Annotated in this window: 17 protein-coding genes; 12 read left to right on the top strand and 5 right to left on the bottom strand. The window is 70.4% G+C overall.

Annotation, left to right across the window (positions count from 1 at the left end; all coding sequences use genetic code 11):
* The first annotated feature begins 48 nt into the window (after positions 1-48).
* From ACZ6SD_RS06225 to ACZ6SD_RS06205, 5 genes are all read left to right on the top strand, one after another.
* Complete coding sequence (locus ACZ6SD_RS06225; RefSeq protein ID WP_465315831.1) at positions 49-1,200, top strand: PrsW family intramembrane metalloprotease; 1,152 nt, start codon at positions 49-51, stop codon at positions 1,198-1,200.
* 179 nt (positions 1,201-1,379) lie between these two features.
* Entirely contained in the window at positions 1,380-2,270 is an 891-nt protein-coding gene (locus tag ACZ6SD_RS06220; RefSeq protein ID WP_465315894.1) for a Rossmann-like and DUF2520 domain-containing protein, read from the top strand.
* The gene (panC, locus tag ACZ6SD_RS06215) at positions 2,267-3,151 is read left to right on the top strand and encodes a pantoate--beta-alanine ligase (protein WP_465315830.1); all 885 of its coding nucleotides are present in this window, start codon (positions 2,267-2,269) and stop codon (positions 3,149-3,151) included. The genes ACZ6SD_RS06220 and panC overlap by 4 nt, the downstream gene beginning before the upstream one ends.
* A 14-nt stretch (positions 3,152-3,165) precedes the next feature.
* Positions 3,166-3,639, top strand: a complete 474-nt coding sequence (gene panD, locus ACZ6SD_RS06210) for an aspartate 1-decarboxylase (protein WP_465315829.1) — start codon at positions 3,166-3,168, stop codon at positions 3,637-3,639.
* Positions 3,640-3,646: 7 nt separating this feature from the next.
* The gene (locus ACZ6SD_RS06205; RefSeq protein ID WP_465315828.1) at positions 3,647-4,423 is read left to right on the top strand and encodes a type III pantothenate kinase; all 777 of its coding nucleotides are present in this window, start codon (positions 3,647-3,649) and stop codon (positions 4,421-4,423) included.
* Positions 4,424-4,429: 6 nt separating this feature from the next.
* Here the strand turns inward: ACZ6SD_RS06205 and ACZ6SD_RS06200 are convergent, their stop codons facing one another.
* Complete coding sequence (locus ACZ6SD_RS06200; RefSeq protein WP_465315827.1) at positions 4,430-5,170, bottom strand: class I SAM-dependent methyltransferase; 741 nt, start codon at positions 5,168-5,170, stop codon at positions 4,430-4,432.
* 125 nt (positions 5,171-5,295) lie between these two features.
* On the opposite strand from ACZ6SD_RS06200, the gene lysS reads away from it, so the two are divergent.
* Together lysS and ACZ6SD_RS06190 are read left to right on the top strand one after the other, a co-directional pair.
* Positions 5,296-6,750, top strand: coding sequence for a lysine--tRNA ligase (lysS, locus tag ACZ6SD_RS06195; RefSeq protein ID WP_465315893.1), 1,455 nt, complete (start codon positions 5,296-5,298; stop codon positions 6,748-6,750).
* A gap of 149 nt (positions 6,751-6,899) precedes the next feature.
* A complete protein-coding gene (locus ACZ6SD_RS06190) occupies positions 6,900-7,247 on the top strand; it encodes a histone-like nucleoid-structuring protein Lsr2 (RefSeq protein WP_465315826.1) in 348 nt (115 codons plus the stop codon).
* Positions 7,248-7,347: 100 nt separating this feature from the next.
* Here ACZ6SD_RS06190 and ACZ6SD_RS06185 read toward each other — a convergent pair whose 3' ends face one another.
* On the bottom strand, positions 7,348-8,181 hold the full coding sequence (locus tag ACZ6SD_RS06185; protein WP_465315825.1) for a (2Fe-2S)-binding protein: 834 nt from the start codon (positions 8,179-8,181) through the stop codon (positions 7,348-7,350).
* A gap of 378 nt (positions 8,182-8,559) precedes the next feature.
* Here ACZ6SD_RS06185 and ACZ6SD_RS06180 point away from each other — a divergent pair, with 378 nt between their 5' ends.
* From ACZ6SD_RS06180 to ACZ6SD_RS06160, 5 genes are all read left to right on the top strand, one after another.
* Positions 8,560-11,121, top strand: a complete 2,562-nt coding sequence (locus ACZ6SD_RS06180) for an ATP-dependent Clp protease ATP-binding subunit (protein ID WP_465315824.1) — start codon at positions 8,560-8,562, stop codon at positions 11,119-11,121.
* A 340-nt stretch (positions 11,122-11,461) separates the two neighbouring features.
* Positions 11,462-14,077: a class III lanthionine synthetase LanKC gene (lanKC, locus tag ACZ6SD_RS06175; protein WP_465315823.1), complete on the top strand. Its 2,616-nt coding sequence runs from the start codon at positions 11,462-11,464 to the stop codon at positions 14,075-14,077.
* A complete protein-coding gene (locus ACZ6SD_RS06170; protein ID WP_465315822.1) occupies positions 14,068-14,211 on the top strand; it encodes a SapB/AmfS family lanthipeptide in 144 nt (47 codons plus the stop codon). The genes lanKC and ACZ6SD_RS06170 overlap by 10 nt, the downstream gene beginning before the upstream one ends.
* Before the next feature lie 123 nt (positions 14,212-14,334).
* On the top strand, positions 14,335-15,957 hold the full coding sequence (locus ACZ6SD_RS06165) for an ABC transporter ATP-binding protein (protein ID WP_465315892.1): 1,623 nt from the start codon (positions 14,335-14,337) through the stop codon (positions 15,955-15,957).
* Positions 15,958-16,480: 523 nt separating this feature from the next.
* Positions 16,481-18,202, top strand: coding sequence for an ATP-binding cassette domain-containing protein (locus tag ACZ6SD_RS06160; protein ID WP_465315821.1), 1,722 nt, complete (start codon positions 16,481-16,483; stop codon positions 18,200-18,202).
* 30 nt (positions 18,203-18,232) lie between these two features.
* On the opposite strand, the gene ACZ6SD_RS06155 is transcribed toward ACZ6SD_RS06160, so the two are convergent.
* Genes ACZ6SD_RS06155 through ACZ6SD_RS06145 form a run of 3 tightly spaced genes read right to left on the bottom strand, consistent with a single transcriptional unit; the run spans position 18,233 to position 20,900 of the window.
* Positions 18,233-19,072 carry a metal ABC transporter permease gene (locus tag ACZ6SD_RS06155; RefSeq protein WP_465315820.1) on the bottom strand — a complete coding sequence of 280 codons (840 nt, stop codon included), beginning with the start codon at positions 19,070-19,072 and terminating at the stop codon, positions 18,233-18,235.
* The gene (locus ACZ6SD_RS06150; RefSeq protein WP_465315819.1) at positions 19,072-19,932 is read right to left on the bottom strand and encodes a metal ABC transporter ATP-binding protein; all 861 of its coding nucleotides are present in this window, start codon (positions 19,930-19,932) and stop codon (positions 19,072-19,074) included. The genes ACZ6SD_RS06155 and ACZ6SD_RS06150 overlap by 1 nt, the downstream gene beginning before the upstream one ends.
* Positions 19,929-20,900 (bottom strand): metal ABC transporter solute-binding protein, Zn/Mn family, encoded by a 972-nt coding sequence (locus ACZ6SD_RS06145; protein ID WP_465315818.1) that lies wholly within the window; start codon positions 20,898-20,900, stop codon positions 19,929-19,931. The genes ACZ6SD_RS06150 and ACZ6SD_RS06145 overlap by 4 nt, the downstream gene beginning before the upstream one ends.
* Positions 20,901-20,973 lie beyond the last annotated feature (73 nt).

Below are 20,973 nucleotides of genomic sequence, written 5' to 3'. Positions count from 1 at the left end.
GGATCATGCCGTGGGGTAGGACTCCGGTTGGCTCTATGATCACCTTCCGTGTCTGAGCAGCCCTTATCCCGCCACACGCCCCGTCGACTGACCGTGTTGCTTCCCGTGGCGGGGTTGGTGGTGTTGGCGGGGTGCGGGCTGACGCTGCTCGCGGTGAGCACCGCGCGGGTGGGGCTGGTCGCGGAGTTGGTGGGGGTCGGGGCGGCGCTGCTGCCGGTCGGGCCGGTGGTGGCGGCGTTTCTGTGGCTGGACCGGTGGGAGCCGGAGCCCGCCCGGTGGCTGTGGCTGGCCTTCGGGTGGGGCGCGTGCGGGGCGACGCTGACCGCGCTGCTGATCAACAACACCGCGGAGGCCGTGGGCGACCTGCTGCTCGGCAAGGGCAACGGCGACAAGATCAGCGCCGTGGTGTCGGCACCGCTGTTCGAGGAGGCGGCCAAGGGCGTCTTCGTGCTGGGGATCTACCTGTTCCTGCGCGCCGAGTTCGACGGCCTGGTCGACGGGATCGTCTACGCGGGGTTCGTCGCGGCCGGGTTCGCCTTCATGGAGAACATCTACTACTTCGGCCGCGCGTTCGCCGAGTACGGGTTCGGCGACAGCACCACCCCTGGGGTGTTGGCCGCGTTCATCCTGCGTGGCGTGGTGTCGCCGTTCACGCATCCGTTGTTCACGGTCATGATCGGCATCGGTGTTGGCGTCGCCGCCCGGTCCACCACGCGGGCCGTGCGCATTCTGGCTCCGCTGGGCGGCTACCTCGCCGCCGTGCTGCTGCACGCGCTGTGGAACGGCTCGGCGACTCTCGGGTCGGCCACGACGTTCCTGAGCATGTACTTCCTGGTGATGGTGCCGCTGTTCGTCGTGGTCGCCCTGTTCGTCAACTGGCACCGCAAGCGCGAGCAGCGCATCGTCGCCGCCGCGCTGCCCGCGATGGTGGAGTCGAACTGGATCGTGGCCTCCGAGGTGGCCCTGCTGGCGAGCCTGACCGGGCGGCGGAAGTGGCGCAGGAAGGTGCGCGCGCGGTCCGGGCGGGCGGCCGCGCGGGCGGTGGGGGAGTATCAGGCCGCGGTGAGCGAGCTGGCGTTCCTGTGGCACGCGATGGCGGTGGGGACGTCGGGCCAGGGCGGTCCGGCCCGGGAGGCGCTGCTGATCCAGGTGCTGCGGGAGGCTCGGGCGCGGGCGGTCGCCGTAGCCCAGCGAAGCTGAGTGACCGTGGCCCAGCGGGCCGGAATCACTCGCCCGGTGCGGTGAAGCTGGTCACCCGAATGCCACTTCGCCGGGCACGGACGGCTACTCTCGCGCCCGTCGTCTGGTACCCGCGCCGATGCGGGACTGGAACGAGGTAGGGAGCGCTTCGCCATGTGTTCGACGTGCTGGGGTCCGCGGTGACGCGCCCCGCCCGGCTGTCGGTCGGGGTCGTGTCGGCTGGCCGCGTCGGCGCCGTTCTCGGCGCCGCGCTCGCCCGCGCCGGGCACACCGTCGCCGCGGTGTCCGCGGTGTCGCGCGAGTCGCTGCGCCGCGCCGACGACCTGCTCCCCGACGTCGCCATCGCCCCGCCGGACGAGGTCGCCCGGGGCGCGGAACTTGTTTTGCTCGCCCTGCCGGACGACGCCCTGCCCGGCATGGTCCGCGGGCTCGCCGCGGCCGGGGCGCTGGGGCCGACGCAGATCGTCGTGCACACCTCCGGCGCGCACGGTGTCGAGGTGCTGGCCCCCGCCGCCGAGTTGGGCGCGCTCGGCCTTGCGCTGCACCCGGCGATGACGTTCACCGGCCGCCCGGAAGACCTCCAGCGCATCGCGGCCTGCTGCTTCGGGGTGACCGCCGCCGACGGCGACGAGGTGGCCTGGAACGTGGCCGAGGCGCTGGTCGTGGAGATGGGCGCCGAGCCGGTGCGCATCCCGGAAACCGCCCGCCCGCTCTACCACACCGCTCTCGCGCACGGCGCGAATCACCTGGTCACCCTGGTCGCCGAGGCAGCCGACCTGCTCCGCTCGGCGGGCATCGGCACCCCGGAGCGGCTGCTCGGCCCGCTGCTTTCCGCCGCCCTGGACAACGCGCTGCGCCACGGCGACCGCGCGCTCACCGGGCCGGTGGCCAGGGGGGACGCGGGGACTGTCCGCAAACACGTCGGCGTGCTCGCCGAGCACGCCCCCGACCTGCTGCCCGCCTACCGGGCGCTGGCCTCGCGCACCGCCCAGCGGGCCGTCGAGGCCGGTCTGCTGCGCGCCGACCTGCTGCCGGACGTGGCCGCCGCCATCGAGGAAGAGACCCCATGACCCGGTTCACCGCAGGGAAACTGCACGTCCACACCTCGCCGGAGCAGTTGGCGAAGGTCACCCGGGCACTGCGCGCCACCGGTCGCAAGATCGCGTTCGTGCCGACCATGGGCGCGCTGCACGCGGGCCACCGCGAGCTGATGGGCCGCGCCCGCCGCATCCCGAACACGGTGCTGGTGGCGTCGATCTTCGTCAACCCGTTGCAGTTCGGCGCTGGCGAGGACTTCGACCGCTATCCGCGTCCGCTCGACGCCGACCTGGCCGCGTGCGAGGAGGAGCGGGTGGAACTGGTCTTCACGCCCGCGCGGGAAGCGCTGTACCCGCCGGGCGCGCAGGTCACCGTGCACGCCGGGCCGCTGGGCGACGAGCTGGAAGGCGCGGCCCGCCCCGGGCACTTCTCCGGCGTGCTGACCGTGGTCGCGAAGCTGTTCAACATCGTGCGCCCCGACTACGCGCTGTTCGGTGAGAAGGACTACCAGCAGCTAGTGCTGATCAAGAAGATGGTGCGCGACCTGGACATGGAGCCGCACATCATCGGCGTGCCCACGGTCCGCGAGACCGACGGGCTCGCGCTGTCGTCCCGCAACGCTTTCCTCGACGCCGATCAGCGGGCCGCCGCCGTGGCGCTTTCCGCCGCTCTCACCGCGGGCGCGCACGCGGGCCGGGAAGGCGAGCAGGCCGTGCTCGCCGCGGCCCGCGAGGTCCTGGCCCGCACCCCCGAACTCAAGGTCGACTACGTCGCCCTGCGCGACCCCGACCTCGGGCCCGCGCCCGAGCGCGGCGACGCGCGCCTGCTGGTGGCCGCCAAGCTCGGCGACACCCGCCTCATCGACAACGTCCCGGTGCTGCTCGGCAGGCCGGACCTGGCCCAGCACGGTTAAGGAAGGTCGGCGACATGTTCCGCACGATGCTCAAGTCGAAGATCCACCGGGCCACCGTCACCCAGGCCGACCTGCACTATGTGGGCTCGGTGACGGTCGACCCGATCCTGCTGGAGGCGGCTGACCTGCTTCCCGGCGAGCAGGTGGCCATTGTCGACATCACCAACGGCGCCCGCCTGGAGACCTACGTCATCGAGGGCGAGCGGGGCAGCGGGGTGATCGGCATCAACGGCGCCGCCGCGCACCTGGTGCACCCCGGCGACCTGGTCATCCTGATCTCCTACGGCCTGATGGACTCCGCCGAGGCCGCCGCGTACGTGCCGAAGATCGTGTTCGTGGACGCGGACAACAAGATCGTCCACCTCGGCGGCGACGCCGGGCACGCGCCTGCGGACTCCGGCCTGCGCAGCGGCGCGGTCACCGCCGACCCGCCCGCGGAGACCGCCGACGCGGCCAAGCTGGACGCGCTGCTCGCCCACGAGAGCTGAGCCGGGCGTGCTGCTCACCATCGATGTCGGCAACACCAACATCGCACTCGGGCTGCACGCCGACGGCGACCTGCTGCGTGACTGGCGGATGCGCACCGACGCCAGGATCACCGCGGACGAACTCGCGCTGACCATGCGCGGCCTGCTCGGCGAGCACGCCGACCGGGTGACCGGCATCTCGGCGCTGTCCACCGTCCCCGCGGTGCTGCGCGAGCTTCGAGTCATGCTCGGCCGCTACCACCCCCGCGTGCCCCGGGTGATCGTGGAGCCCGGGGTCCGCACCGGGGTTCCGCTGCTGGTGGACAACCCGAAGGAGGTGGGCGCCGACCGGGTGATCAACACTCTGGCGGCGCACCACCTGTTCAGCACCGCGTGCGTGGTGGTCGACTTCGGCACCTCGACCAACATCGACGTCATCTCCGCCAAGGGCGAGTTCCTCGGCGGCGTGTTCATGCCCGGCATCGAGATTTCGGTGGATGCCCTGGCCGCCCGCGCCGCGGCCCTGCGCAAGGTGGAGATGGTCCGGCCGCGTTCGGTCATCGGGAAGAACACCGTCGAGTGCCTCCAGTCGGGCATCATGTTCGGCTTCGCGGGCCAGGTCGACGGCCTGGTCACCCGCATCTCCCGGGAACTGGAGCGCACCGGCCACGACGGCCCGATCACGGTGATCGCCACCGGCGGCCTGGCCCCGCTGGTCGTGGACGAGGCCGCCACGATCCAGCACCACCGCCCGGACCTGACCCTGATGGGCCTGCGCCTGGTCTTCGAGCGCAACTCCCGCTAGCGGCTCTTATCGCCGGATCGCACGTACCACGCTCGTGATCAGCGGGCGGTCGAACTCGCCAGCGGAGGTCTCCGGGCGCGACCACAGGTAGGTGCGGGCCCGGTCGAAGACTTGGGCGCGCTCGGCGTCGTCGGCCATGGCGATCTGGGAGTGGGTGCCGAGGGTGGCCAGCAGGGACTCCACGGTGCGGCGCTGGCGGTGCGGGAACGTCTTCTGCTCGTGCGGTTCGAGCAGGTGGTGGCTGGGCACGTCCACCTTGACCCGCTGCACCTCCCCGAGGCTGGTCGCGGTCAGCTTGGCCAGTCCGGCGACCCACTCGACGCTGAGGTCGTCGTGGTTCCACAGGGCGCAGAAGACGCCGCCGGGGCGCAGCACGCGGGTGATCTCGGTGAGGGCCTTGTCGGTGTTGAACCAGTGGAAGGCGTGGCCGACCAGGACCGCGTCGACCGAGGCGTCCGGCAGCGGGATGTCCTCGGCCGAGCCGTCGAGAGCGGGCACGTCCGGGATGCGGCGGGCCAGTTCGGCGCGCATGGCCTCGTCCGGCTCGACGGCGGTCACCTCAAGGCCGAAGGCGAGCAGGCCCTCGGTGAGCCGCCCGGTGCCCGCGGCGAGGTCGAGCACCCGCATCCGGTCGCCGATGGCCCATTCGATGGCCTCGGCCGGATAGTTGGGGCGGTGCTGGGCGTAGGCGGCGGCATTGGCGCCGAAAGAACTGGCCCGCTTGGCGAACAACTCCGTCTCGTCCATGCCCGAAACCGTATCCCTGCCTGCCGTGGATACCGGTTTGGGTAGCCGCCGGGGTTCTCCGTACCCTTTGCCCCGTGACCGAAGAGCAGCCTGACTCCCCGACCGGCGACGACCTGCCCGAGCAGATGCGCATCCGCCGGGAGAAGCGGGAGCGGCTGCTCGCCGCTGGCGTCGAACCGTACCCGGTGGAACTGCCGCGCACGCATACCCTCGCGCAGGTCCGCGCGGCGTATTCCGATCTGCCGACCGACACCGCGACCGGCGACAAGGTCGCGGTGACCGGGCGCGTGATGTTCGTGCGCAACACCGGCAAGCTCTGCTTCGCGACGTTGCGCGAAGGCGACGGGACCGAACTGCAGGCGATGCTGAGCCTGGACAAGGTCGGCGCGGACGCGCTTTCGGCGTGGAAGTCCGATGTCGACCTCGGCGACCATGTTTTCGTCTCCGGCGAGGTCATCACCTCCCGGCGCGGCGAGTTGTCGGTTCTGGCCGACGAGTGGCGATTGGCGGCCAAGGCGCTGCGACCGTTGCCGGTGGCGCACAAGGCGCTCAGCGAGGAAGTGCGGATTAGGCAACGCTATGTCGACCTGATCCTGCGCTCACGGGCGCGGGACACCGTCCGCAACCGCGCCGGTGTGGTGCGTTCGCTGCGTGAGAGTTTTCACTCGCGCGGATTCATCGAGGTCGAGACGCCGATGTTGCAGACCATGCACGGCGGCGCCGCGGCGCGTCCGTTCAGCACGCGCTCGAACGCGATGGACATGGAGCTGTTCCTGCGGATCGCGCCGGAGCTGTATCTCAAGCGGTGCCTGGTGGGCGGGCTGGAGAAGGTCTTCGAGATCAACCGCAACTTCCGCAACGAGGGCAGCGATTCCACGCATTCGCCCGAGTTCGCGATGCTGGAGTACTACGAGGCGTATGCGACCTATGACACCAACGCCGCGATGACCCGCGCGCTGGTGCAGGAGGCGGCGGAGTCCGTTTTCGGCTCGCAGGTCGTCACGCTGGACGACGGCACGGAGTACGACCTGTCCGGCGAGTGGACGACGCTGACGATGTACGGGTCGCTTTCCGGCGCGCTCGGCGAGGAAATCACTCCGGACACCCCCGCCGACCTGCTGCGCAAGCACTCGGTGGCGCTCGGTCTTGAGCTGGACCCGGCCTACGGGCACGGCAAGCTGGTCGAGGAGCTGTGGGAGCACCTGGTGGGCGACCATCTGCACGCGCCGACGTTCGTGCGGGATTTCCCGCTGGAGACCTCGCCGCTGACCCGCCAGCACCGCACCGAGGCGGGGGTGGCCGAAAAGTGGGATCTCTACGTCCGCGGATTCGAGCTCGCCACCGGATACTCCGAACTGGTGGACCCGGTCGTGGAACGCGAACGGCTGGAGGATCAGGCGCGGCTGGGCGCGGCGGGCGATGACGAGGCCATGCGCGTCGATGAGGACTTTCTGCGCGCGATGGAGTACGGAATGCCACCGAGTGGCGGTGTGGGAATGGGCATCGATCGGCTGTTGATGGCGCTCACCGGGCTCGGCATCCGGGAGACCATCCTCTTCCCGCTGGTCCGTCCCGAATGACCCGTTCGGGTATCCGGTACTAACGCAATCCGCGAGATTTGCGCTAACCTGCTGCTGGCAGTATTCGCACTGGTGGCCGGAACGCTCAACATGAGAGCTCTTGCGAGTCGCTCATCGGGCGGGCACATTCAAGCGGCAAGGAGGCGCAGATGGCGCAGAAGGTCACGGTTTCGCTGGTAGACGACCTTGACGGCTCCGAAGCCGAGGAGACTGTCCAGTTCGGCTTGGATGGCGCGTCCTACCAGATCGATCTGTCCGCCGAGAATGCCGATAGGCTGCGCGAGGTGCTTGCCGACTTCATCGACCACGCTCGTCGTTCCGGTGGGCGCAAACGCCCGGTCGGGAAGGCGGCGTCGGGTCGTGTGCCGCGCACCGCTTCCGCCGATCGCGAGCAGAACCAGGCAATTCGCGAGTGGGCCCGCAAGCAGGGCATGAAGGTCTCCGACCGGGGTCGAATCCCGTCGGACGTTCTGGACGCGTACAACCAGCAGGCGTGACCGGTCACTAAAGAGGCTGCCGTTTGGGTAGGCAGCCTCTTGCTTTTTCGCTGATCGTTTGTTACGCGTCGGCAAAGTGTGGAAGTGTCGCCGCCGGAAATCAGTTTTTCCGGCACACCCTGGGGCAGGTTCGGCACGCGCCCTGTCCCGCTTCGAGCAGGTAGTGGAAGCAGCAGCTCTCCCGCCGCCGCGTCCACCGCGTCGGCCCGCCGCTCTCGGCGACGGGGCGCAGCGTGGAGTCCGAGGTGAGCGGGGCCGGGCCGTCCGCGAGCACGAGCGCGGCGTCGAGCACGCCAGCGCCCTCGTCGCCGCCGTAGCGCCCCGCGAGCCACAGCGAGTTGTCGAGCACGTCGGTGGCCGCCGCCCAGAGCATCCGCCGCCCCAGCCGCACCTGGGGCGCGTACACCTCGACAAAGCGGGCGGCGTGCGCGGTGAACCGCCCGCGCAGGACCGCGGCCAGCGCCCGCTCGTCGGACACCACGGTCGCCTCCGGGGTGCCCGCGGCCGGGTCGTCGGGCAGGCAGACGAACCGCGGCGACAGGACCGCGATGGCGTCCGGGTGCGGTCGCGGCTGGGCCATCCGGAAGGCCAGGTCGGCGGGCCGCAGCGACGGGACGCGGCGCTCGTGGTGGAACAGCAGGCCCGCGACGTAGCCGGGGACGGTCAGGTACCAGGTCATCACGTAGCCCGCGGTCGTACGTTCGGGTGAATCCCCGTAGGTCTCGGTCAGCCAGCGGGCGAGACCTTCACGCCATCGGGCGAATCCGTCCGGCATGGCCAGGAACTCGGCGCACCGGGTCCACCGCGAGCGGTCGTCCGGCAGCCCGAACCGCACCGCCGTGCGGGCCTGCCGCGGGTTTACCCGTTCGAGTGAGGCAGCGAGGTACCCCTGTCGGTCCCTGCTGCCGACCTCGATGCGGTATCCGGCCGTCATCGCCGCCTACCTTCCGCGCATCGGAGGCACGCGTTAGGCCACATGGGTGCCTCCTTCCTGGGCTGTCCGGGTAGTGAGGATTGCCTTACCTTACCGAACCTCGCTGACATCTGTCGGACAGACCGGCCGTTGGGAAGCGCACACTTGTGGGTGGCGGGGTGTTCGCGCTCAGCGGACAGGGCGCGTCTTGCGGAATCCGAATGCGCCGTCGCACGTTGGGTATGACGAAAGGGACCACTGTTCAGGTCGAGGCGGCACGGGTTCGGCCGCAACTGGCACGCCAGTGCCGGGGCCGGGCCTACTACAGTGGTCTCACGGTGCTGAATCCACGCGAAGGATGTGGAGAAGGGCCGCCGGCGCAGCAGTCAGGGAGTGCGAATGTTCGAGAGGTTCACCGACCGCGCGAGGCGGGTGGTCGTCCTGGCCCAGGAAGAAGCCAGGATGCTCAACCACAACTACATCGGCACCGAGCACATCCTCCTGGGCTTGATCCACGAGGGTGAGGGTGTCGCGGCCAAGGCGCTTGAGTCGTTGGGGATCGCACTGGAAGGCGTGCGGCAGCAGGTCGAGGAGATCATCGGCCAGGGGCAGCACGCGCCAAGCGGGCACATCCCCTTCACCCCGAGGGCGAAGAAGGTCCTGGAGCTGTCGCTGCGCGAGGCGCTGCAGCTGGGCCACAACTACATCGGCACCGAGCACATCCTGCTCGGCCTGATCCGCGAGGGCGAGGGCGTGGCCGCCCAGGTGCTGGTCAAGCTCGGCGCCGACCTCAACCGGGTCCGCCAGCAGGTCCTGCAGCTCCTGTCGGGCTACCAGGGCGGCAAGGAGTCCACCGAGACCGGTGGCCGCGGCGAGGGCACCCCGTCCTCCTCGCTGGTGCTCGACCAGTTCGGCCGCAACCTGACCGCGTCCGCCCGCGAGGGCAAGCTCGACCCGGTCATCGGCCGCACCAAGGAGATCGAGCGGGTCATGCAGGTGCTGTCCCGCCGCACCAAGAACAACCCCGTCCTCATCGGCGAGCCCGGCGTCGGCAAGACCGCCGTCGTGGAGGGGCTCGCCCAGATGGTCGTCAAGGGCGAGGTGCCCGAGACGCTCAAGGACAAGCAGCTCTACACCCTCGACCTCGGCTCGCTGGTCGCCGGTTCCCGGTACCGCGGCGACTTCGAGGAGCGCCTGAAGAAGGTGCTCAAGGAGATCAAGACCCGCGGCGACATCATCCTGTTCATCGATGAGATCCACACCCTCGTCGGCGCGGGCGCGGCCGAGGGCGCGATCGACGCCGCCTCGATCCTCAAGCCGATGCTGGCCCGGGGCGAGCTGCAGACCATCGGCGCGACCACCCTGGACGAGTACCGCAAGTACGTCGAGAAGGACCCGGCGCTGGAGCGCCGCTTCCAGCCGATCCAGGTGGGCGAGCCGTCGCTGGAGCACACCATCGAGATCCTCAAGGGCCTGCGCGACCGGTACGAGGCGCACCACCGCGTCACGATCACCGACGCCGCCCTGGTCTCGGCCGCGACGCTGGCCGACCGCTACATCAACGACCGGTTCCTGCCGGACAAGGCGATCGACCTCATCGATGAGGCGGGCGCGCGGATGCGCATCCGCCGGATGACCGCGCCGCCGGACCTGCGCGAGTTCGACGAGAAGATCGCCGACGTGCGCCGGGAGAAGGAGTCCGCGATAGACGCGCAGGACTTCGAGCGGGCCGCGAAGCTGCGCGACACCGAGAAGCAGCTGCTGGGCCAGAAGGCCGAGCGGGAGAAGCAGTGGAAGGACGGCGACCTCGACGTCGTCGCCGAGGTGGACGACGAGCAGATCGCGGAGGTGCTGGCCAACTGGACCGGCATCCCGGTGTTCAAGCTCACCGAGGAGGAGACCTCCCGCCTGCTGCGCATGGAGGACGAGCTGCACAAGCGGATCATCGGCCAGGAGGACGCCGTCAAGGCCGTCTCCCAGGCGATCCGCCGCACCCGCGCGGGCCTCAAGGACCCGAAGCGGCCGTCCGGCTCGTTCATCTTCGCCGGTCCGTCCGGTGTCGGTAAGACCGAGCTGTCCAAGGCGCTGGCGAACTTCCTGTTCGGCGAGGACGACGCGCTCATCCAGATCGACATGGGCGAGTTCCACGACCGCTACACCGCCTCGCGGCTCTTCGGCGCCCCGCCCGGGTACGTCGGCTACGAGGAGGGCGGCCAGCTCACCGAGAAGGTGCGGCGCAAGCCGTTCTCGGTGGTGCTGTTCGATGAGATCGAGAAGGCGCACCAGGAGGTCTACAACACCCTCCTGCAGGTGCTGGAGGACGGCCGACTGACCGATGGCCAGGGTCGCACGGTGGACTTCAAGAACACTGTGATCATCTTCACCTCCAACCTGGGCACCCAGGACATCTCGAAGGCGGTCGGCCTCGGCTTCACCAGCGGCAACGACCAGGGCTCGAACTACGAGCGCATGAAGAACAAGGTCAACGACGAGCTCAAGAAGCACTTCCGGCCCGAGTTTCTCAACCGCATCGACGACATCATCGTCTTCCACCAGCTCACCGAGCAGCAGATCATCACGATGGTGGACCTGATGATCAACCGCGTCGAGACGCAGTTGAAGAACAAGGACATGGCCATCGAGCTGACCGACAAGGCCAAGAAGCTGCTGGCCAAGCGCGGCTTCGACCCGGTGCTGGGCGCCCGGCCGCTGCGCCGCACGATCCAGCGCGAGATCGAGGACCAGCTGTCGGAGAAGATCCTGTTCGGGGAGATCGAGCCCGGCCAGATCATCATCACCGACGTCGAGGGCTGGGACGGCGAAGAGGGCAACGCGGACAAGGCGAAGTTCGTCTTCCGCGGCGAGCCCAAGCCGACCCGGGTGCCGGACTCGCTGCCGGTCGAGCTGTCCGCGCCCAGCGGCGGCACGGAGACCGGCGAGGGCTCCGAGTCCGCGGAGTGAGCTAGCGCGCACGTTGTCGAAGGCGGTCTCCCCACGGGGAGGCCGCCTTCGATCTTTTCGGGGTGGAAAAAGAATCACCATGTGAGTAGCATTACTGAAAAGTGTGAAACGTTCCGCTTAAACGCGTCAAACGGGTGGTTTTTCCGTCAATTTGTTCACGGTGTGTGGCTCTGCTGCCCGAATGTGCGATGCGCCGTCACGCGGTCGGCGGAGCTGGAATCCCGGATTGGCGGATAGCGCCCGGCGGTCGATCGTGAGGGAATGTTGCGGCACCGTAAATACGGCAGCCGCGGATTTCTGATCAAACCCACGATGGTCGACTTCGCCGGAGGGGTGTGACATGGATCTTCGATATGAGGCGTTCTGCTTTGTCGACCCCCTTTTCTTCGACGAGCCTCGACAATCGGCAACAACCACCGACGGGTTCTCGACAACATTGCCCGCACCCGCCGAGGGCTGGGTCGACGGAGTCGTCGGCACCTGGCGGATGCTGCGGCCGATCGACGTCGCTTTGCCTGGTCAGGGCTGGAAGATCCATGTCTCGGCCACCCTGGGCAACGCCGAGCGGGTGCTGCGGGCAGTGCACGCGCACTGCCTCGACCGCGGGCTCGCCTACAAACATCTCCTCAGCCCGAGCGTGCTGCTCGCGCGCAATTCCAAATACGCGCCCCGGTCCGGCAGTGGAAAACTTGTCACCATCTATCCGGTGGACGACGACAGTTTCAGCCAGGCGCTGACCGAATTGTCGATATTGCTCGCGGGCGAGGCCGGTCCGTACATCCTCAGCGATCTCCGCATTGGCTCCGGGCCGCTTTATGTCCGTTATGGCGGCTTCGCCGAGCAGTGGGTGGAGATCGACGGAACCAGGGTGCTCGCGGTGCGCGCCCCGGACGGCACGCTCGTGCCGGACAAACGCGAGCCCACGTTCTCGGTCCCCGACTGGGTCACGGTCCCGGACTGCCTCGCCCCGCACCTCGCCGCCCGCAAGGCGGGCAACCCCGACGACTTCCCGTACCGGGTCACCGCGTCGCTGCACTTCTCCAACGGCGGCGGCGTCTACCGGGCCACCCGCAAATCCGATGGCGCCGAGGTCGTGCTCAAGGAGGCCCGCCCGCACGCCGGGCTCGACCGGGACGGCGTGGACGCGGTGGCGCGGCTGCGCGGCGAGCACGACATCCTCGTCCGGCTCGCCGACGTCGACGGCATCCCCGCCGCGCACGACCTCGTCACGGTCTGGGAGCACACGTTCCTGGCCATGGAGCCCGTCGCCGGTCAGTCGCTCGGCGCGTGGCTGGCCCGCACCTACCCGCTCACCCGGCAGCACGCGAGCGACGAGGCCGTCGCCGAGTACACCGAGCGCGCCCTCGGTGTGCTGGGGCGGGTCGAGGACCTGCTGGCGCGGGTGCACGAGCGCGGAGTGATGTTCGGCGACCTGCACGCGCTCAACATCATCATCGATGACGACGACCGGGTCTCGCTGATCGACTTCGAGATGGCCTCCGCCGAGGCCGAACCAGGCAGACCCGCGCTCGGCGCACCGGGGTTTCGCGCACCGGCCGGGCGCACGGGCTTCGACGTCGACCGGTACGCGCTGGCCGCCCTCCGATTATGGATCTTCTTGCCGCTCAACGCCCTGCTCGAACTCGCCCCCGGCAGGCTCGACGCCCTGGTGGACGTCATCGAGCGCCGCTTCCCCCTCCCGCCCGGCTACGGCGACGGCATCCGCCGCGAGCTGCGGCAGACCGACCAGGCTGAGACCGCCCCGGCTGAGACGGCCCCGGCGGCTACCGAACTCGACCGGCCCGACCCCGACTGGGGTCAGGTCCGCAAGGGCCTCGCCGAAGCCATCCTCACCAGCGCCACCCCGGAGCGGGACGACCGGCTGTTCCCCGGGGACATCGAGCAGTTCCGGGTGGGCGGCGCCTGCTTCGGCTACGGCGCGGCGGGCGTGCTGCACGCCCTCGACGTCGCCGGGATCGGCCGGTACCCCGAGCACGAGCGCTGGCTGATCGAGGCCGTCCGGCGCACCCCGCCCGCCCGGCCCGGATTCTTCGACGGCGCGCACGGCATCGCCCACGTCCTGGAGAACCTCGGCCACCACGAGGACGCCGCCGCTGTGCTCGACGGCGCGGAGAACCTGGTCGCGCAGACCCGGGACCACAGCCTCGACGGCGGGCTCTCCGGGATCGCGCTGAACCTGCTGCACTTCGCGGGCACCTGGCACGACCGCGACCTGCGGGCCCGCGCCCACGGCATCGGCGACCGGCTCGCCGACGCGCTGCGGGCGGCGACGCCGAGCCCGTTCGCCCGGGCTGGCCTGCTCAACGGCTGGTCCGGGGTCGCGCTGCTGTTCCTGCGGCTGCACGACGACACCGGCGACCGCGGCTGGCTCGACCTCGCCGAGCAGGCTCTCAGCCGTGATCTCGACGAGTGCGTGACCACCGACGACGGTGTCCTCCAAGTGCGCGATCAGGGCGCCCGGACCCTGCCTTACCTGGCGATCGGCAGCGCGGGAATCGCCTTGGTCGCCGAAGAACTGGCCGCCCGCCGCCCCGACGCGGCGATCCTGGACCGCCAACCGGACCTGCTGCGCGCCTGCCACGGCGAGTTCGTCATCCACCCCGGCCTGCTGTTCGGCCGGTGCGGGCTGCTGGTCACCCTCGCCGCGGCGCAGCGGCGAGTGCCGGACCCCGAGCGGGCCGAGGCGATCGGCAGGCACCTGGCCGCGCTGGGCTGGCACGCCGTCCCGCACGGCGACGGCGGCATCGCCATGCCGGGAAACCAGCTGCTGCGCCTGTCGATGGACCTCGCCACCGGCGGCGCGGGCGTCCTGCTCGCCGTCACCGCCACCCTCGACGGCCACGGCCGGGTGCTGCCCTTCCTGGGCGCGGTCCCATCACCCCCGATTTCCGGTTATCCGACCGGTGAACAAGAAAGGAGCACGTCATGGAGATGATCCTGAACCTGCAGGAGCTTGAGGCGCCCAACGAGCTGGGCCACAACGACGGCGGCGGACACGGCGGCGCGAGCAACCTGAGCCTGCTCGCCTCCTGTGCCAACAGCACCGTCAGCCTGCTGACCTGCCACTAGGTAAGTAGGCAAGCGGGAGCGGCGCAGGACTGGTGCGCCGCTCCCGCTTCCATTCTGGACTGTTGACATTCCCGCGAGAAAGGGCCGGACGTGGGCGTTCCCGGCGATGCGCTGCTCCGCTCGATGGTGCGCCGCGACCGCGGCTGGGTGGCGCTGCTCGTCGTGACCGCCCTGATCGCCACGGCGGCGGGCCTGCTGCTGCCCACCGCGCTGGCCGCCGCGCTCGACGGCGTGCGCGCGGCGGGCTCGCCCGTGCTGTGGGTGGTGGTCCTCGGCGGCGTCGGCATCCTCGCCGAAGTCGCGGGCATGGTCCTGACCGCCCGCGTCACCGCCACCGCCACCGCGCGCCTACGCGCCGATCTTGGCGACCACCTGGTCCGTCTCGGCACACACTCGGATTTCGCTGACGGCGACGCGGTAAGCCGAGTCACCGGGGACTGTCTAGGCGCGGGGCAGATCGCCGCGATCGCCGTGCAACTGCTCGGGGCGCTGGTGATGTCCGCGGGCGCGATCACCGCGCTGGCGCTGCTGGACTGGCGGCTCGCCGCGGTGTTCCTGTGCGCCGTGCCGCTCGCCCTGTTGCTCGCCCGCTCTCACCTGCGCCTGACCGCGGCGGACGTGCAGGCGTACCAAGAGGTCTCCGGTGAACTCGGCGCGCGCCTACTCGACGCGGTGGCGGGCCTGCGCACCATCACCGCCGCGGGCGTCGCCGACCAGGAGACGGCCCGCGTGCTGCGCCCGCTGCCCCAACTGAGCGCGGCCGGGGCGGGCATGTGGCGCACCCAGGCCCGGATGGTCTGGCGGGCGGGCCTGCTCATGCCCGCCGTGCAGGTCGCCGTCCTGGCCGCGGCCGGATTCGGCGTGCTTACCGAACGGCTCACCATCGGCGACATGCTCGCCGCGTTGGGGTACGCGGTGCTGGGATTGGGCGTGGTGCGCCAGATCCCCCTGCTGACGACGCTGTCACGGGCCCGCTCCTGCGCGACCCGGATCGCTGCCGTGCTCGACACTCCCGCCGAGGACGGCGCTGGCCTGCCGCTTCCGCCCGGGCCGGGGGTGGTGGAGGTGCGCGGGGTCAGCGTCGACGGCGCGCTGTCGGAGGTCGACTTCGTGATCCCGGCGGGAACCGCGGTGGCGGTGGTCGGGCGGTCCGGGTCGGGCAAGTCCGTGCTGGCGTCGGTCCTCGCGGGCCTCCAGCGCCCTGATCGCGGTGAGGTGCGGTTGGACGGCGTGCCGTTGCGTGCCGTTGCCGACGCGGACTTGCGGGCCGCCATCGGCTGCGCCTTCGAGCGGCCCGCCCTGCTCGGGTCGAGTGTCCACGCGGCGGTCGCTTACGGGGTGCGGGCGGATGAGGCGGCGGTGCGGGCGGCCTGTCGGTCGGCGCACATAGACGACCTGGTGGTTCGCCTTCCCGACGGTTACGCGACCCCGTTGACCCGGACGCCGCTGTCGGGCGGTGAAGCCCAACGGCTGGGGTTGGCCAGGGCGGTGGTGCGCACGCCCCGGGTGCTGATCCTTGATGACGCCACCGCGAGTCTGGACGCGGTTACCGAGGCTGCGGTGGAAGCGGCTCTCGCTGCGCGTTTTCTTACCCGTGTCACTGTCACTCACCGCGCTGGTGTCGCGAGTCGCGCGGATGTGGTGGTGTGGTTGGAGGGTGGGCGGGTGCGCGGGATTGGGCCCCATGACGTTCTCTGGGGGGAGTCTGGTTACCGCGCGGTGTTCACTGAAGAGGAGGCACGGTGAATACCGCTGTGGGTGGTCCGGGGGTTGGCTCGATGGGGTGGAGTGGTTTCTTCGGGGCCCCTACGAAGGAAGATCGCCGTGTGAAAGACGGGTGGGAAGCCTCCGGCCTCACACGCGCAGCCAGCTTAGCGATCTTCCTTCTCCCCCGAAGAAACCACTCCACCCCATCGAGCACCTGGCAGGGTTGGTGCTGCCTGGCAGGTGGGCGGGTGTGTTGCTCCTGCTTTACCTGTGGAGGGGTGGCAGGGGACAGCGAAATCACCCACTCGCTGATCACATTCGACCCAGCCAGGTACGCAATGAGCAGGTATCCAATGAGCAGGTGCCCCAATGAGGCGGAGCAACAGACTGGCCCGGCTGTCCGGTCGCGGCCAAGGTTGCTGCTTCAGCCTGTCCAGTGGCTGGCGGGGCCGAGGCGCGTGGGCGGCAGACTTGCCGATCACCACACCAGCCAGCGCCTACTCGCCTGCCACCCGGCACCCGCCCGGGGGCGTGCCGTGCGGTGTTGCGTGGGTGGTGGGGCATGACTGTCACTAGGGCGTATTGGTTGGGGCTTGGGGGGCGCTGGCGGGCGTGGTCGGGGTTGCTTGCTTGTTCGCTGTTGGAGGGGCTTCCCGCGTTTTTGTCGGGCAGGTTGGTGCAGCGTGCTGTCGATGAGGGGTTTGCCGTTGGCAGGCTTGGGGTGGGGCTGGCCTGGCTCGCCGGGTTCGCGGTGGCGGCCGTGGTGGGGGCGTTTGGGGCGCGGTTGGTGTGGCAGCGGCTTGGGGTGATCATCGAGCCGTTGCGGGACAGCCTTGTTCGGTTGGTTGTGGGTGGGGTGCTACATGACCCGGCGCCGCCGCGTGGTGGGCCGGACGCGGCGGGGGTCGCGCGGATCACTCAGCACGTTGAGGTGATTCGGGACGCGACGGCGGGGTTGCTGGTGCAGGCCCGGGGGCTGGTGGTGACCGTCGTGGGGGCGTTGGTGGGGGTGACGGCCATGGCGGGGGAACTGGCCTGGCTGGTCGCGGTTCCCGTGGTGGCCGCGCTGGTGGTGTTCGTCGCTCTGCTGCCCACGTTGGCCCGCCGCCAGCGGGCACTCGCCCTGGCCGACGAGCGCACGGCGGGCACGGTCGGCGGTGTCCTTACCGGAATGCGCGACGTGGTGGCCTGCGGGGCACGGAACGTCGCGGCGGGGGAGGTGCGGGCGGCGGTCGGCGCCCAGGCCGAGGCCGCCATCCGCATGGCCACTGCGGCGGCCGCACGCACTCTCGTGATCGCGGTAGGCGCTTTCCTGCCGTTGGTGTTGGTTCTGCTGTCGGCCCCTACCGCGGTGGCAGACGGCAGTCTTACCGCCGGAGCGGTACTAGGCACCCTGGTCTACCTAACCGGCACCCTCACCCCTGCCCTGCACAGCCTCGCCGCGACCGCGAGCACCGTCGTCCTCCGACTGTTGGTCGCCCTCCGCCGACTAGACGAAGTCCAGCCGCCACCTCCCGCCGTCGGTGCCGAAAAGCCCGCCCACGGCACCATCACCGTCCGGGCGCTGACGCACCGCTGGGGCGACCACGCCGAACCGGTGCTGCGCGACCTCGATCTGGACTTGGCCCCCGGCGACCACTTGGCCGTGGTCGGTCCCAGCGGCATCGGCAAGTCCACCTTCGCCGGAATCCTGACTGGCACCCTTCTCCCCACCAGCGGCGAAGTCCGCCTGGGCGGCGTCCCCGTCGCCGACATCGACCCGGCGCGCCGACACGACCTGATCGCCTTCACCCCACAGGAGTCCTACATTTTCGCCGGGACAGTCCGGGAAAACCTGACCCTGCTCAACCCCACCGCGGCCGACCCCCACCTCCTGGCCGCGGCCGACGCGGTGGGCGCCACCGAGCTGATCCACCGCCTAGGCGGCCTCTCCGCCACCCTCACCCACGCGGGCGCAGGCCTATCCGCAGGCGAACGACAGCTCTTAGCCCTAACCAGGGTCTACGCCAGCCCAGCCAAGATCGTCGTCCTGGACGAAGCCACCGCCAACCTCGACGCCCCCACCGAGTCCCGAGCCGAACGCGCCTTCGCCACCCGCGGCGGCATCCTGATCGTGATAGCCCACCGCCTCACATCAGCCATCCGAGCCACCCAAGTCCTCCTCATGGACGGCCGCGAAACCCACCTGGGCGACCACCCCACCCTGCTGGCCACCGCACCCGCCTACGCAGCCCTCATGCACGCCTGGACCCCGTCCAAGAGCACCCAACGGCAACCCACATGACCCGTAGTCCACCCGCAATCGGGCAGCGGCCTAAGCGAACGCGGCGCGGCGGAACCGGCTGATTACCCAGCACACCAGGTAGATCAGGAACGAGATCGCCGTGACGAAGGCGCTCACCGGGGCCCCGGGCGCCAGTGACAGCACGATCCCTCCGACGGCGGACACCTCGGCGAACAGGATCGCCAGCAGGGTCGCGCGCAGTGGGCTGGCGGTAACCCGGCACGCCGCGGCGGCGGGGGTCACCATCAATGCCAGGACCAGCAGCGAGCCCACCGTGCGCACGCCCAACGCTGTGGCCACGCCGACTAGGACCGCGAACACCAGTGCCAGCGCCGTCGTCGGCACGCCGCGGGCGCGGGCGACGTCGGCGTCCACGCTGGCGAACAGCAGCGGCCGGTACAGCAACGCCAGCACCACGAAAACACCCACCGCGCAGCCGGTGAGCAGGGCGATGCTGGCGAAGTCCTGGCCGACGATCTGCCCGGTGAGCAGGCCGAACTTGTTCGACGCCCGCCCTTTGTAGAGCCACAGCATCAGCACGCCCAGGCCGAGGCCGAACGCGAGGACGACGCCGATCACCGAGTCGTAGTCGGAGCTTCGTCGGGACAGCAGGCCCAGCACCAGCGCGGCGACGATGGCTCCGGCGAGGGCGCCGTTGCCGACTTCCCAGCCGAGCAGGAGGGCCGCCGCGCCGCCGGTGAGGGCGAGTTCGCTGGTGCCGTGCACGGAGAACGCCATGTTCCTGGCGACGATCAGCGGTCCCAGGACGCCCGCGAGCAGCCCGAGGATGGCCGCGACGAGCAGCGCGCCCAGCACGAAGTCCAGGCTCAGCAGCTTGATCGTCAGCTCTACGTCGAACAGGTTGTCCATCAGCGCTCCGCGAGGTGGTGGTGCGGGTTGTCCTCGCACAGGTCGCTGTGGGCGCCGACGACGTGGATCTGGCCACCGACGCGCACGACGGCGACTTCGGTTCCGTACAGGTGCGACAGGGTTTCCGAGGTCATGACCTCGTCGGGGGCGCCGATCCGGAAGCGGCCGTCGACCAGGTACAGGATTCGGTCGACCAGGGGCAGCACCGGGTTGATCTCGTGCGTGACGAACAGGACCGCCGTGTCCGCCGCGCGCCTGCGGGCGTCGATCAGGGCGCTTACCGCGCGCTGGTGAGCCAGGTCGAGGGACAGGAGGGGCTCGTCGCAGAGCAGGACGGTCGGGTCGCCGACCAGGGCCTGCGCGACCCGCAGCCGCTGCTGTTCGCCGCCGGAGAGCAAACCGATCGGGCGGTTGGCGAAGCCGGTGGCGCCGACCGCGGCCAGCGCCTCGTCCACCCGCCGCCTGCGCTCGCGGATGCCGCGCACGCCCAGGCCCCAGCGGTGGCCGTCGTAGCCGAGGCCGACGAGGTCGCGGCCGCGCAGGGCGAGGGTCGGGTCGACGGCGCGCTGCTGCGGGATGTACCCGATGCGCCGGTTGCCCTTACCGGGCGGCTCACCGGCCACGTTTACCGTGCCACCGGAAAGTTTCTGCAGTCCCAAGAGGACACGCATAAGACTGGTCTTACCGGAGCCGTTGGGCCCCAGGACAGCCAGGAACTCGCCGGGACGCACGTCCAAGTCCAGCCCGTCCCACAGGACGCGGTCCCCGTAGGCGAGCCGGGCGTCCGCGAGCGACACCGCCGCCGCGCCGCCGGGACGAGGCGGTGCGGCGGGCGGCGCCGGGGAACGCTCTACCGTCATGCCTTCGCCACGGCTCCGGCGAGCGCGTCGACCTGCTTGCTCATCCAGTCAAGGTAGCCGGTCGAGCCCTCGGGCAGGGTCTCGGTCACGCCGACGACCGGCACGCCCGCCGCGGCGGCCTTGCCCTTGAGCTGCTCGGTGATCGGGGTCTCGGTCTGCTCGTTGTAGACCACCGCGGCGACCTGCTTGCCGGTGACCAGCGCCTCGGTCTCGGCGACCGCGGCCGCGGGCGGGTCGGTCTCCTCCTCGATGGCCTCGGCGAACGCCTCGGGGGTCGCGTCGTCCAGGCCCGCGGTTTCCAGCAGGTAGCCCGCGACGGGCTCGGGGGCGACGACCTTCGCGCCCGGCTTGGCCGCGCCGATCCCGGCGGCCCGCTTGGCGAGTTCGTCCAGCTTGCCGCCGAACGCGGTGGCGTTGGCGGTGAACACGTCCTTCTTGTCCGGGGCCGCGGCGCCCAGCTCCTCGGCGAGCTTGTCGGCGACTTTCCGGACGGTCGGCAGGTCGTACCAGACGTGCTCGTTGACCGCGTGCGCGTGGCCGTCCGCGTCGGGAGCCTCCGACTCGTGGCCTTCTTCTTCCTTGCCCTTGCCGGACAGGTCGAACGCGACGATCTTGCGCGCGTCCTTGCCCGCGGTGTCGGCGAGCCCGGTGAAGAAGTCGTCGTAGCCGCCGCCGTTGGACAGCGCGACCTTGGCGCCCTCGAAGGCGGTGGCGTCCGAGGGCTTGGCTTCGTAGCCGTGCGGGTCGGCGCCCGGGTCGCTGAGGATGGCCTTGACCGTCACCGCGTCGCCGCCAACGGCCTGGGCCACGCTCGCCCACACGTTGGTCGAGGCGACCACGGCGATCTTGTTGTCCGCCGCCGGGCCAGCGGGCGTGCTCGGTGAGTCTCCACACGCCGCCGCGCCGAGCAGGGTCAGGGCGGCCAGGCCGGTGAGTGCCGTGCCGGGCCTTCTGAGACGCGAGGTCATGTGCGCTCTCCTGGGTGATTGGTGGTCGCCTGGGTGCGACAATGGAAACCGTTGTCGTCACCATAGCCCACCT

It is taken from the genome of Actinokineospora sp. NPDC051303 (assembly GCF_055586285.1).
Note: the sequence above shows the minus strand (reverse complement) of the source record. Positions and strands in the feature narration are given on the sequence as shown.